The organism is Microbacterium sp. ARD31, from assembly GCF_031844425.1.
In genome coordinates this window covers 99,418-112,282 of the sequence record NZ_JAUZVE010000025.1, presented here as the reverse complement: position 1 = coordinate 112,282, position 12,865 = coordinate 99,418, and the positions used below count along the sequence as shown (strand labels likewise).

General features: G+C 72.9%; 10 protein-coding genes and 1 tRNA gene. 4 read left to right on the top strand and 7 right to left on the bottom strand.

Going from position 1 to position 12,865, the window contains the following annotated elements:
- Together pth and Q9S36_RS35000 are read right to left on the bottom strand one after the other, a co-directional pair.
- Positions 1–433, bottom strand: a 433-nt coding sequence (gene pth, locus Q9S36_RS35005; protein ID WP_311289409.1) for an aminoacyl-tRNA hydrolase, incomplete at its 3' end; no start/stop codon positions are given.
- Between the two features lie 132 nt (positions 434–565).
- Positions 566–1,249: a 50S ribosomal protein L25/general stress protein Ctc gene (locus Q9S36_RS35000; protein ID WP_311289408.1), complete on the bottom strand. Its 684-nt coding sequence runs from the start codon at positions 1,247–1,249 to the stop codon at positions 566–568.
- A gap of 271 nt (positions 1,250–1,520) precedes the next feature.
- Here Q9S36_RS35000 and pepN point away from each other — a divergent pair, with 271 nt between their 5' ends.
- A complete protein-coding gene (gene pepN / locus Q9S36_RS34995) occupies positions 1,521–3,944 on the top strand; it encodes an aminopeptidase N (RefSeq protein ID WP_311289407.1) in 2,424 nt (807 codons plus the stop codon).
- Positions 3,945–4,054: 110 nt separating this feature from the next.
- On the opposite strand, the gene Q9S36_RS34990 is transcribed toward pepN, so the two are convergent.
- Positions 4,055–5,026: a ribose-phosphate diphosphokinase gene (locus Q9S36_RS34990; protein WP_396653904.1), complete on the bottom strand. Its 972-nt coding sequence runs from the start codon at positions 5,024–5,026 to the stop codon at positions 4,055–4,057.
- A 109-nt stretch (positions 5,027–5,135) separates the two neighbouring features.
- Positions 5,136–6,596: a bifunctional UDP-N-acetylglucosamine diphosphorylase/glucosamine-1-phosphate N-acetyltransferase GlmU gene (gene glmU / locus Q9S36_RS34985; protein ID WP_311289405.1), complete on the bottom strand. Its 1,461-nt coding sequence runs from the start codon at positions 6,594–6,596 to the stop codon at positions 5,136–5,138.
- A gap of 102 nt (positions 6,597–6,698) precedes the next feature.
- Here glmU and Q9S36_RS34980 point away from each other — a divergent pair, with 102 nt between their 5' ends.
- Complete coding sequence (locus Q9S36_RS34980; RefSeq protein WP_311289404.1) at positions 6,699–8,360, top strand: SulP family inorganic anion transporter; 1,662 nt, start codon at positions 6,699–6,701, stop codon at positions 8,358–8,360.
- Positions 8,361–8,364: 4 nt separating this feature from the next.
- Here the strand turns inward: Q9S36_RS34980 and Q9S36_RS34975 are convergent, their stop codons facing one another.
- Together Q9S36_RS34975 and Q9S36_RS34970 are read right to left on the bottom strand one after the other, a co-directional pair.
- On the bottom strand, positions 8,365–9,717 hold the full coding sequence (locus Q9S36_RS34975) for a glycosyltransferase (RefSeq protein WP_311289403.1): 1,353 nt from the start codon (positions 9,715–9,717) through the stop codon (positions 8,365–8,367).
- The gene (locus tag Q9S36_RS34970; protein ID WP_311289402.1) at positions 9,714–9,998 is read right to left on the bottom strand and encodes a hypothetical protein; all 285 of its coding nucleotides are present in this window, start codon (positions 9,996–9,998) and stop codon (positions 9,714–9,716) included. The genes Q9S36_RS34975 and Q9S36_RS34970 overlap by 4 nt, the downstream gene beginning before the upstream one ends.
- Positions 9,999–10,219: 221 nt before the next feature.
- Between Q9S36_RS34970 and Q9S36_RS51690 the strand changes: the two genes are divergently transcribed.
- Together Q9S36_RS51690 and Q9S36_RS34960 are read left to right on the top strand one after the other, a co-directional pair.
- Positions 10,220–11,653 (top strand): DUF4389 domain-containing protein, encoded by a 1,434-nt coding sequence (locus Q9S36_RS51690; protein ID WP_396653903.1) that lies wholly within the window; start codon positions 10,220–10,222, stop codon positions 11,651–11,653.
- Positions 11,650–12,657, top strand: coding sequence for a zinc-dependent alcohol dehydrogenase (locus Q9S36_RS34960; protein ID WP_311289401.1), 1,008 nt, complete (start codon positions 11,650–11,652; stop codon positions 12,655–12,657). The genes Q9S36_RS51690 and Q9S36_RS34960 overlap by 4 nt, the downstream gene beginning before the upstream one ends.
- Here Q9S36_RS34960 and Q9S36_RS34955 read toward each other — a convergent pair.
- Positions 12,658–12,736 (bottom strand) — tRNA-Gln (locus tag Q9S36_RS34955).
- Between the last annotated feature and the right edge of the window lie 129 nt (positions 12,737–12,865).

Genomic DNA, 12,865 nt, shown 5'->3' with positions numbered 1-12,865 from the left:
GGCCGATGCCGGCCCGGACCCGGTAGAAGTCGCCCGTGGCGAGGGAGGAGCGCATCGACTTCAGTCCGTTGTGGCCGTTGTCGCCGCCGCCGAGCTTGATCCGCAGCGTGCCGAAGGCGATGTCGAGCTCGTCGTGGATGGCGATGACGTGGTCGGGGGCGACCTTGTAGAAGGAGGCCAGCGCCTTGACCGGTCCGCCCGACTCGTTCATGTAGCCGCGGCCCCGGGCCAGCACCACCCGCGGCCCGCCGATCGACAGCCGGCCCTCGACGACGTCCGCGCGGCCGGACTTGTGCGCGCGGAACGGGCTCCCCATCCGCCGGGCGAGCTCGTCGGTGACGAGGTAGCCGATGTTGTGCCGGTGCCCGGCGTAGGCCGGTCCGGGATTGCCCAGGCCCACGACCAGCCACACGTCGTTCTCCTCCGTCGTCACGGCGCCATCCTTGCATCGGTGACCGGGCACTTCCTCGCGCTGGGAAACGCCGACCGGGCGGTTCCTCGCGCTGTAGCGCGACGAACCGCCCGGTCAGTGAGTGCCAGCGCGAGGAAGTGCCCGCTCAGCAGGTCACTCGGAGTCGGTGCCCTCGGCAGCGTCCTCGGCGGGCGCCTCGGCCTCGGCGGCCTCGGTCTCGGACTCGGGGGCGTCGTGCTCGATGCCGGCCTCGGCCTCGGCCTCCTCCAGCTCGGCCTCGAGGGCCTCGGCGGAGATCTGCTCGGTCACGTTGACGATGAGCAGGTCCTCGTCGGCGAGCAGGGTGGTGCCCGAGGGGAGGTCGAGGTCCTTGGCCAGGATCTGGGTGCCGGCGGCGGCGCCCTCGACGGAGACCTCGAAGAACTCGGGGATGTGCGTGGCCTCGGCCTCGATCGAGACGACGGTGTTCTCGTTGACCACGAGGGTCTCGGAGGCCGCGTCGCCAACGACGTGGATCGGGACGTCGACGGTGACCTTCTCGCCGCGGCGCACGGCGACGAAGTCGAGGTGCTCGATGACGCGGCGGATCGGGTCGATCTGCACGTCCTTGGTCAGCGCGAGCTGCTCGGTGCCGTCGACGTCGAGCGAGAGCAGCGCGTTGGCGCCGCCGTGCTTGAGGGCCATCATCGTCTGGTGGCCGGGCAGGATCACGTGGACCGGCTCGTTGCCGTGGCCGTAGATCACGGCGGGGATCTTGTCCTCGCGGCGGATCCGGCGGGCAGCGCCCTTGCCGAACTCGGTGCGCGGCTCGGCGGCGATCTTCTCGGGAGCAGACATGGGGTTCTCCAAACGTCGGGATGTGTCGGATCGGGGTACGTGGGGCCCGGCGCTCCGGAGACGACGAACGCCGCGCTCCGGATCGTGAGCGCGGCGCAGTGATGCGGTCCGGCCCAGTCGATCACGGAGTCCTGGTCGTCCGACCCGCTCCCTCGCCGAGGCAACCCGAGAACTCTAGACCCCGGGCACCGCACGGGTCGAATCCCCGGATCGGGTCCCCCCGTCGAATCCCTCGTCCAATCCGGTGGACGGCCTCACTAGGGTGGGCCGGGTGCCCCTGAAGCTCCCCGAGGCGCGCGCCCGCGCCGTCCTGCTGACCGACGTCCACACCGAGGTCCACCTCGACCTCACCTCGACCGAGTCCTTCGCCGTGGAGACGACAATCTCGTTCCGCTGCACCCAGCCCGGGGCCTCGACGTTCCTCGAGCTCAACGGCGGCTCCGACGTCACGCTCGACGGGTCGCCGGCGCCGTACGCCGACGGGCGGATCGCGCTGACCGACCTCGGCGAGACCAACCAGGTCCGCGTCACCGCCCGGATGCCGTACGTCACCGACGGCGACGGCATGACCGTGACGATCGACCCGGCCGACGGCGAGCGCTACGTCTGCGCGCACACCTCGATGGACATCAGCCATAAGGTGATCCCCTGCTTCGACCAGCCCGACATCAAGTCCACCTTCGACGTCAGCGTCACCGCGCCGTCGCACTGGACCGTGCTGGCCAACGGCGCGCTGAAGGAGCGTGACGGCGACACCTGGACCTTCGAGACCACGCCGCCGTTCTCGTCGTACCTCTTCACGCTGGTCGGCGGGCCCTGGGTGTCGGTGACCTGGGACGAGCCCTACGCCCCGGCACCGGGCGGCACGCTGCCGTTCGGCTGGCACGCGCGGGCCTCGCAGGAGCGCGAGCTGCGCCGTGACGCCGACGAGCTCAGGCGGATCACCAGCGCCTGCTTCCAGCACTACACGACGATCTTCGAGCCGGAGTACCCCTACGCCGACTACCAGCAGGTCTTCGCGCCCGGCCTCAACTGGGGCGCGATGGAGTTCCCCGGCTGCGTGGTCTTCCGCGACCAGGCACTCACCCAGGGCACGCCCACCGAGCTCGAGCGCGAGTGGCTGGCCTCGACGATCGCGCACGAGATGGCGCACATGTGGTTCGGCGACCTCGTCACGATGAAGTGGTGGGAGGACTCCTGGCTCAACGAGTCGTTCGCCGACTTCATGGGGTACGACGTCGCCGGCGTGGCCGCCGGGTACACCGACGCGTGGACGTCGGCCGCCATCACCCGCAAGCCCACCGGCTACCGCGCGGACCGCCGCCGCTCGACGCACCCGATCGCCGAGGACACCGAGAAGATCGTCGACGTCGACACCGCCTTCGCGAACTTCGACATGATCACCTACGCCAAGGGCAACGCGGCGCTCGCGCAGCTCGGCCACTGGCTCGGCGAGGAGGACTTCCTCGCCGGCGTCAACAAGCACCTCACCTCCCACGCCTTCGGCAACGCCGACCTCGCCGACTTCCTCGACTCCCTCGACGCGGCCACCGACAAGGACGTCCGCGGCTGGGCCGAGGCCTGGCTGCGCTCGACGGGGTTCGACACCCTGGTCGTGACGCGCGAGGCCTCCGACGACGGGCAGGGCGTCCCCGTCCTGACCCGCGAGGGCACCCGGTCGCACCGCCTCACGGTGTCGGCGTACGACTCCTCGATGGGGCTCGTCGGCTCCCGCGACGTGCTGCTCGGCGACGAGCCGGTGCGGCTGGAGGAGTTCGCCGGGCAGGTCGTGGTGCCCAACTCGGGCGACGAGACCTTCGCGGTGATCCGTCCCGACGAGCAGTCGTGGGCCGCGATCACGGCCGGGCTGTCGTCGGTGGAGTCGCCGCTGACCCGGGCGATGCTGTGGTGGACCGCGGTCGACCTGACGGAGTCGAAGGTGATCCCGGTGGCCGACTTCGTCGCCCTCGCCGACACCCACCTGCGCCCCGAGACGCACCCGCTGGTCTTCGAGGGCGTGATGCGCGCCCTGCAGCTGGTGACCCGCCGCTACGACGAGCCCGCCGAGGTCGCCGGGCACCTCGCCGCGATCGCCGACATCGCCCGCGGCGCCGTCGAGGGCGGCGACCCCGCGCTGGCGCCCGGCGCCTCGCGCGTGCTGGCCCGGATCAGCGCCGACCGCGACTTCCTGGCCGGCTGGCTGGCGCAGGACGACGTCGACCAGACCGTGCGCTGGAACGCCGTGCACCGGCTCGCCGAGCTGGGTGACCCGTCCCACGTCGAGGTCGAGGAGGCACGGGACCGGTCGGTCGCCGGCCACCACGCGGCCCTCGGTGCCCGGGCCGCGATCCCCACCGCGGAGGCCAAGGCCGAGGCGTGGGCGCGGCTGATGAGCGGCGACCTCGGCAGCCACGAGTTCGACGCCGTCGGCGCGGGCTTCTGGGGCTGGGAGCAGGCCGACCTGGTCCGCCCCTACCTCACCCGCTACGTCACCGACGGCCTCGACCTCGCCCGCCGCTCGGGCCAGGCGATGGGCGACGTCATCGGCGACGCCTTCCCGCGCCTGCCGCTCCCGGTCGACGTACGACGTGAGCTCCGCGACGCGGTCGCCGCCGCCCTCGAGGCGGGCGACGTGCCCACCGTGCTCGCCCGCGCCTGGAACGACGCGCTGGACGACCTCGACCGCACGCTCTGACTCCTGCTCCAGTGATCCCCGGCTGACCGGGGATCACTGAACTTGTCAGGCGTTGCACGGGCCGACAAGTTCAGGAATCCCCGGCTGACCGGGGATCCAGAAGTCGTCCGTCAGGCGTGGCCGTCGAACATCGAGGTGACCGAGCCGTCCTCGAAGACCTCACGGATCGCGCGGGAGATCAGCGGCGCGATCGAGAGGGTGGTCAGCTTGTCGAACTGCTTGTCCTGCGGGACGGGCAAGGTGTTGGTGACCACGACCTCCATGGCGGAGGAGTTCTTCAGCCGGTCGACCGCGGGGTCGGAGAGGATCGGGTGGGTCGCGGCGATGATCACGCCCGCGGCGCCGTCGGCCATGCACGCCTCGGCGGCCTTCACGATCGTGCCGCCGGTGTCGATCATGTCGTCGGTCAGGATGCAGATCTTGCCGGCGACCTCACCGACGACGCGGTTGGCGACGACCTCGTTGGCCACGTCGATGCGGCGGGTCTTGTGGATGAACGCGAGGGGTACGCCGCCGAGGCGGGCCGACCAGCGCTCGGCGACCTTGATCCGGCCGGCGTCCGGGGAGACGACGGCGAGCTGCTGGTCGCCGTACTTCTGCTTGACGTAGTCGGTGAGGATCGGCAGCGCCATCAGGTGGTCGACGGGGCCGTCGAAGAAGCCCTGGATCTGGTCGGCGTGCAGGTCGACGGTGATCAGCCGGTCGGCGCCGGCGGTCTTGAACAGGTCGGCCATCAGGCGCGCCGAGATCGGCTCGCGGCCGCGGTGCTTCTTGTCCTGGCGGGCGTAGCCGTAGAAGGGCATGACCACCGTGATCCGCTTGGCCGAGGCACGCTTGAGGGCGTCGACCATGATCAGGTGCTCCATGATCCACTCGTTGATCGGAGCGGTGTGGCTCTGGATCACGAAGGCGTCGCACCCGCGCACGGACTCCTCGTAGCGGACGTAGAGCTCGCCGTTGGCGAAGGCCCGCGCGTCCTGGGGGACCAGTCCGCACTCGAGGAGATCGGCGACCTCTCCGGCGAGCTCGGGATAGGCCCGTCCGCTGAAGACCATCAGGTTCTTCTCGGTCGTCCGCTTCATTCCGGTCACGCGACGCGACTCCTCGCTGTGCTGGTCAGCCTCGGGGGTGGCTCGTTCGGAGGTGCTGGCACGATTCTCACCCACCGACCCGGGCATCCCCAACCCCGGGTCACCCAGCGGATCCCGGGCCAGGCCCCGCGGCGCCCTTCTCCTGCTGTTCACGCGCCGTTCGCGCGGCCTCCGCCTGCGCGGTGCCGGCCCGCTTGGACTCAGTCCAGCCCTCGAGGTTGCGCTGCGGCGAGGAGCTCACGGCGAGCGCACCCGCCGGGACGTTGCGGCGTACGACGGTGCCCCCGGCGGTGCCGGCGCCGTCCCCGACCTCGACCGGGGCGACGAAGGTGTTGTTCGAGCCGGTCTTGGCGTGGCGGCCGATGACGGTGCGGTGCTTGGCCACCCCGTCGTAGTTGGCGAAGATCGTGCCGGCGCCGATGTTGGTGCCCTCGCCGATCTCGGCGTCGCCGACGTAGGACAGGTGTGGCACCTTGGCGCCCGCGCCGATCTCGGCGTTCTTGGTCTCCACGAAGGTGCCGATCTTGCCGTCGGCGCCGAGCCGGGTGCCGGGGCGCAGGTAGGCGAACGGGCCCACCGTGGCGCCGTCGCCGACGACCGCGAGCTCGCCGTGCGTGCGGACGACGCGGGCACCCGCGCCGACCTCGCAGTCCTTGAGCGTGGTGTCGGGGCCCACGACCGCGTCCTCGCGCACGACCGTCGCGCCGAGCAGCTGGGTGCCGGGCAGGATCGTGGCGTCGCGCTCGAGGACCACGTCGGCCTCGATCCAGGTGGTCGCCGGGTCCATGACCGTGACGCCCTCCTTCATCCAGCGGGTCACGATCCGGCTGTTGAGCCGGCGCCCGAGCTCGGCGAGCTGGGCGCGGTCGTTGGCCCCCTCGGTCTGGTCGACGTCCTCGATGAGGTGGGCGCCGACCGTGAGGCCGTCCTCGCGGGCGAGGTGGACGGTGTCGGTGAGGTAGTACTCGCCCTTGGCGTTGTCGTTGCTGATCCGCGGCAGCGCGCTGACGAGGAACTCGGCGTCGAAGGCGAGGATCCCGGAGTTGATCTCGTCGATCTCGCGCTGCTCGGGCGTCGCGTCCTTCTCCTCGACGATCGCCTCGACGTCGCCCTCGTGGTTGCGCAGGATCCGGCCGTAGCCGAACGGGTTCGGCACGCGCCCGCTGAGGATGCTCACCGCGCGCTGGGCCGCCTCGTGCTCGGCGGCGAACGCCCGCAGCGACTCCCCCTCCAGCAGCGGGGTGTCGCCGGCCGCCACGATCACCGTGCCGGTGGTGGTGCCGGCGGCGTCCATCGCGATGCGCACGGCGTGCCCGGTGCCCTCCTGCGTCTCCTGCACGGCGAGCACGGCGTCGGGCATCAGCTCGGTGATGTGCGGACCGACCTGCTCGCGCTGGTGGCCGACGACGGCGACTACCCGGGTGGGCTCGACGGCCTGCACGGCCCGGAGCACGTGCCCGATCATGGAGCGCCCGGCGACGGGGTGCATCACCTTCATGGTCTTCGACTTCATGCGGGTGCCGCCGCCTGCGGCGAGGACGATGACGGTGAGGTTGTCCATGGTCGCAGTCTGTCAAAGGTCCCGCCGGCCGCTGACAGCGCGGGACGTTGGGCCCTAGCGGTCCGTGCTCCGCGCGGGGTCGACTGGCGCCGAGGAGGTGCGATGACCGCGTCCTGGCGCCACACCCTGCGGCCGCCCGCGGGCCGGGTGCTGCGCGGTGACGTCGCCGCGGGCGTGACCGTGGCGGCGTACCTCGTGCCCCAGGTGCTGGCGTACGCCGGGCTGGCGCGGGTGCCGCCCGTCGCCGGGCTCTGGGCCGCCTTCGTCGCGCTGGCGGTCTACTTCCTGCTCGGGTCCTCGCCGCAGCTCTCGGTGGGCCCCGAGTCGACGACGGCACTGATGACGGGGGCAGCCCTCGCCGCCATCACCGTGCCGGGCGAGTCACCGCAGGACACCGCCGCGCTGCTCGCGCTGGCGGTCGGCGCCGTGTGCCTGCTGGCCTGGGTCGGCGGGCTCGGCTTCCTCTCCGACCTGCTCTCCAAGCCGGTGCTGGTGGGTTACATGGCGGGCATCGCGGGCCTGATGGTGCTCTCGCAGGCCGCACGCGCGACCGCCGCGCAGATCCCCGACGGGGACCCGCTCGCGGAGGCGTGGTGGTTGCTGCAGCACCCGTGGGCGGTCCACGGCCCGACCCTCGCGGTGTGCCTCGGCACGCTCGCCGTGCTGCTGCTGGGGGCCCGCGTGTGGCCGACCGGGCCGGTGCCCCTCGCCGGCATGCTGGTCGCGACGGTCGTGGTGGCCGTCGCCCGGCTCTCCGACGACGGCGTGGCCGTGGTGGGCACGCTGCCCTTCGCGCTGCCGGAGGTCGGGCTGCCGTCGGTGGCCTCGCTCGGGTCGTGGGCGCTGCTGACCACGGCGCTCGCCATCGCCGTCGTGGGCTTCACCGACAACGTCCTCACCGCGCGCGCCTTCGCGGCTCGCCACGGCGACCGGGTCGACGCGCGGCGCGAGCTCCTGGCCCTCGGCGCGGCCAACGTCGCCGCCGGCGTGGTCCACGGCTTCCCGGTGAGCAGCTCGGGCAGCCGGACCGCGATCGTGGACGCCGTCGGCGGTAGGTCCCGCTGGGCCGGGCTGTCCACCCTGGGCGCCGCCCTCGTCCTGGTCGTCGCGCTGCGACCCGTGCTCGCCCGCTTCCCCGACGCGGCGCTCGCCGCCGTGGTCGTCTACGCCGGACTGCGGCTGGTCGACGTCGACGAGTTCGTCCGGATCGCCCGCTACCGGCGCACGGAGCTGGCCATCGCGCTCGCGACGACGCTCGGCGTCCTCGTGCTGGGCGTCCTGGAGGGTGTGCTGGTCGCGGTCAGCCTGTCCCTCGTCGACGTCTTCCGCCGCGTCGCCCGCCCGCACGACGCCGTCGAGGGCCTCGTCCCCGACGTGGCCGGCATGCACGACGTCGACGACTACGACGACGCCACGCCCGTCCCCGGGCTGCTCGTCTACCGCTACGACGCTCCCCTGTTCTTCGCCAACGCCGAGAACTTCCTCGCCCGCGTGCGGGAGTCGGTGGCGGCCTACGACCCCGAGTGGGTGCTGCTCAACGCGGAGGCGATGGGCGAGGTGGACCTCACCGGGGCGGACGCGCTCGAGACGCTGCGCGCCGAGCTCGCCGAGCGCGGCGTCGTGCTGGCCCTCGCCCGGCTCAAGCAGGACCCCCGGGACGCGCTGGCGCCCAGCGGCGTGCTCGACCGGATCGGTGCCGACCACGTCTTCCCGACGCTCCCGACGGCGCTCGAGGCGTTCCGCGCCGCGACCGGACGGGAGTGAGGCGCTACGCCTCGCCCAGCAGCTGCGCGAAGAGCTCGACGTACTGGATGAGGTGGCGGTCGGCGAGGTAGTGGTCGCGGACGCGCAGGTGGGCCGCACGGCCCATCGCCTCGCGACGCCCGGCGTCGCCGAGCAGGGACGACAGCGCACGCGCCAGCCCGGCGCCGTCGCGCGGGTCGCGCAGCAGCACGCCGCTGACGCCGTCCTCGACCTGGTCGCGGATGCCGCCGACGGCGGACGCCACCACCGGCCGGGCCTTCCACATCGGCTCGGTCACGGTGAGGCCGAACCCCTCGGCCAGGCTCTTCTGCACCACGACGGTGGACCAGCGCTGCAGCGCGTTCACGGTGCGGGCGTTCGCCTCGAGGTCGTCCATCGGCACCGACAGCAGGTGGCTGCGCTCGCGCGCCGCGGCGGGGAGGGACCGCCACCGCTCCCGGCACTCGGCGAGCACCTCGGCCGCCTCCGGGTCGTCCGCCACTCCCGACGCCTCCGGCCCCGCGAGCACCAGGTGGGTGTCGGAGGGGAGCTCGTCGAGGTGGTCGGCGAACGCCTCGAGGACACCGGCCATGTCCTTGAGCCGGTCCCACCTGCTGACCTGCAGCACGACCTTCCCGTCCACCGGCAGGGGCGCTCCCTCGACCACGAGCCCCTCGCGGTGGACCAGCCGGGCGACCTCGCGGTCGTCGAGGTCGGTGTTCTTGGGGCTGAACGGGTCGAGCGACGGCGGGATCACCCGCAGCCACCGGCGGTCGACCCAGTCGGGGGCGAAGGACTCCCGCGAGAAGATGCAGGCGTGCGCCGGCTCGACGAGCGGGCGCAGGAAGCCCCACGCCTCGCGCGTCCACTCGTCGTGCTCGTCGAGCCCGACGTGGCAGCGCCACGCCACGAGGGCACCCCGGTCGCGCAGCGGCTGGGCCAGCCCGGCGGTCTGCGGGTCGTGGAGCAGCACCAGGTCGCCCGGCCGCACGAGCTCGAGGACCTGGTCGCGCTGCCGCGCCAGGGTGGCGTCGTACGTCGCCCGCGCAGCCGCGTCGAGCGCGCCCGCGTCCCCCGGGACGCCGTGCAGCCGGTTGTGCAGGCGCTTGGTGACGGCGAAGAAGTCGCTCTCACCGCCCACCACGAGCCAGCGGACGTCGACCCCGGTCCCGGCCGCGTAGGCGACGAGGGTGTGCAGCATCTCCGCGACGCCGCCGCCCCGCGCGGTCGAGTTGACGTTCCAGACGCTGCGCGTCGCCAGCAACCGACGCGCCTCGGCGACGTGGGCCTCGAGCCGCTCGACGCGCTCGGGCGTCAGCAGCGGCGCGAGCCGCTGCAGCGCCACCGGTTCGACCGGGACGACCTGGACGCCGGTCACGACGGGTGCCGGGGCGCGGGCAGCTCGATGGGAGAGCCCACCCGCACCTGGACGCCCGGTGCGGCGCGCCGGGCGACGTCGAGGGCCTCGTCCATGCGGCGGATCGCCCGCGCCCGCGCCGCGTGGTCGCAGGCGGGCACGGCCGGCTCGACCAGCTCGAGCGCGCGGTCGGACTCACGGGCGCGCCGAGCGGCGTCCGCCACGAGGCGTGCCAGCCCGGACACGTCGTCGACGACCAGCCGGACGGTGTCGGGCGGGCGTGGTGCGGGTGCGTGGGCCATGCCGTCGTCCTCCTGTCGCGAGCTGTCGCGGGCCCTGGGGTGGGTCGAGTCTCGCTCCCCCACCTGGGGGAGGACAGGGTCCTTGGTCCCCAGCCTGACCGGGCAGGTCGTGCCCTTCGGCCCTGCCCGACCACCGTCGCAGGCGGGACGATCGAAGGGAAGGAGCGGCTCCTGGTCGTGTCACGCACCGGCCGGGGGCCGCCGACGGAAGGGCCCCACCGATGACCACCTCAGCACCTCCCCCTGCACCTCCTGCCCCCGTTGCGCACCCGGACTACCCGGTGCACGTCGACGCCGACCTCGACCCCGGCCTGAGCCGGGGCCTCTGGCTCGTCAAGTGGCTGCTCGCCATCCCGCACTACCTCGTCCTGGCGTTCCTCTGGGCCGCCTTCGCCGTGCTGAGCGTCGTGGCCTTCCTCGCCATCCTGTTCACCGGCCGCTACCCCCGCGCGATCTTCGACTTCAACGTCGGCGTGATGCGCTGGAGCTGGCGCGTCTCCTACTACTCCTACGCCGTCCTCGGCACCGACCGCTACCCGCCCTTCACCCTCGCCGACGTCCCCGACTACCCCGCCCACCTCGACGTGGACTACCCCGAGCACCTCTCGCGCGGTCTCGTGCTGGTGAAGTGGTGGCTGCTGGCCATCCCCCACTACCTGGTGGTCGCGCTCCTCGCCGGCGGGGTGGCGTACGGCGTCAGCGGGGCCGACGACGAGGGCTGGATCACCATCAGCCTGATCGGCGTCCTGGTGCTCGTCGCCGCGGTCGTGCTGCTGTTCACCGGCCGCTACCCGCAGCAGGTCTTCGACCTGGTCCTCGGCCTCAACCGGTGGGTGCTGCGCGTCGCCGGCTACGTCGCGCTGATGACGGACGAGTACCCGCCGTTCCGCCTCGACATGGGCGGCCACGAGACGCACACGCCGACCCGGGTGCCCGCGGACCCGCCGCCCGCACCCGCCACCGGGCCGCACAGCCGCCCGGAGGGCTGGACCGCCGGGCGCATCGTCTCCGTGGTGGCCGGCGCGGTGCTGGTGCTCGCCGGCCTCGGCTTCGCCGGCGCGGGCGGGACGCTCGCGCTCGTCGGCGCGACCGACCGGGACGACGGCTTCGTGATGAGCCCCGCGATCGGCATGGACAGCGACGCCTGGGCCATCACCTCCGAGGACGCGCGGATCACCACCGAGGGCGCCCCGGACTGGGTGCCCGACCGGGTCCTCGGGGACGTGCGCGTCACTGCGGAGTCCGGCTCCGGCGACGCCCTGTTCCTCGGCGTCGCACGGTCCGCGGACGTGGCCGCCTGGCTCGACGGCGTCGGCCGCGACACCTTCCGCGAGGTCCGTCACGGCGAGGCCGTGCTCGAGGGGACGACGGGAGGCGCTCCGGCCTCCGCCCCTGACGAGCAGACCTTCTGGGTCGCCCGCGCCACCGGACCCGACGCGACACTCGACTGGGAGCCGGAGGAGGGCAGCTGGACCTTCGTGCTGATGCGCGCCGACGCCTCCCCGGGCGTGGCCGCCGACGTCGCCACCGGCGCCGAGCTCCCCGTCCTGGACGCGGTGGTCGCCGTCCTGCTCGTCCTCGCCGGCCTGACCGTGCTCGCCGGCGCCCTGCTCATCGCCGTACCCGTCCGCACCGTTGCAAGGAGAGAACCATGAAGGCAGCAGTAGTCCCCACCCTCGGCGCACCGCTGGAGGTCCGCGACGTCCCCGTCCCCGAGCCCGGCCCCGGTCAGGTGCTGGTGAGGATCGAGACCTGCGGGCTGTGCCACACCGACATCCACGCCGCCCGCGGCGAGTGGCCCGTCAAGCCCAAGGACCTCCTCATCCCCGGCCACGAGGGCGTCGGGACGATCGAGGCCGTCGGCGAGGGCGACCTGCCCGTCGCCGTCGGGCAGCGCGTCGCACTACCGTGGCTCGGCCACGCCTGCGGACACTGCCGCTACTGCGTCGCCGGCTGGGAGACCTACTGCACCAGCCCCTCCTACATGGGCTACACGATGGACGGCGGCTACGCGGAGTACGCCGTCGCCTGGGCCAGCCACGTCGTGCCGGTGCCCGACGCGGTGACCCCGCGCGACGCCTCGCCGCTGACCTGCGCGGGCGTGACGACGTACAAGGGGCTCAAGGTGGCCCACCCGCAGCCCGGTGAGACCGCGATGGTGGTCGGCATCGGTGGCCTCGGTCACCTCGGCCTGCAGTACGCGCGGGTCTTCGGCTCGCGCACCGTGGCGGTCGACGTGCACGACGAGAAGCTGCAGCTGGCCAAGGACCTCGGCGCCGACCACGTCGTCGACGCCCGCGGCGACCAGCAGGCCGAGCTCGAGGCGATCGGCGGCGTCGACGTCGCCCTCGTGACGGTGCCGTCGCCGGCTGCGATGCGTGCTGCGCACGCCGCCCTCAACCCCAACGGCCGCCTCGTCCTCGTGGGGCTGCCGGCGGACAACCGGCTGGAGCTCCCCGTCTTCGAGACCGTGCTCAAGGGCATCTCGGTGATCGGCTCGCTCGTCGGCACCCGCAACGACCTCGCCGAGTGCTTCGACCTGCACGCGCGCGGCCTGACCCGCGTCGTGACCGAGGGCCGGCGCCTCGAGGACGTCAACGCGTGCTTCGAGGAGGTCCTCGCCGGGGAGGTGCCCGCGCGGCTGGTGTTCGAAATGTAGCTCCCCGGGTAGGAGTCGAACCTACGTCGCTAGTCCTGATTCAAAGTCAGGCGGGCCCTGCCGGCAGACCAACCGGGGAATGTGCGCCCAAGCCTAGGGGTCCGAGGATCCGTCATACGAAGCCAGACCCATGGGTCGGGGTTCGGATGACGGATCCGCCCCGGAAGGCTGAGGGACGTGGAACGTGCTGCGATGCGGCCGTCCGGGC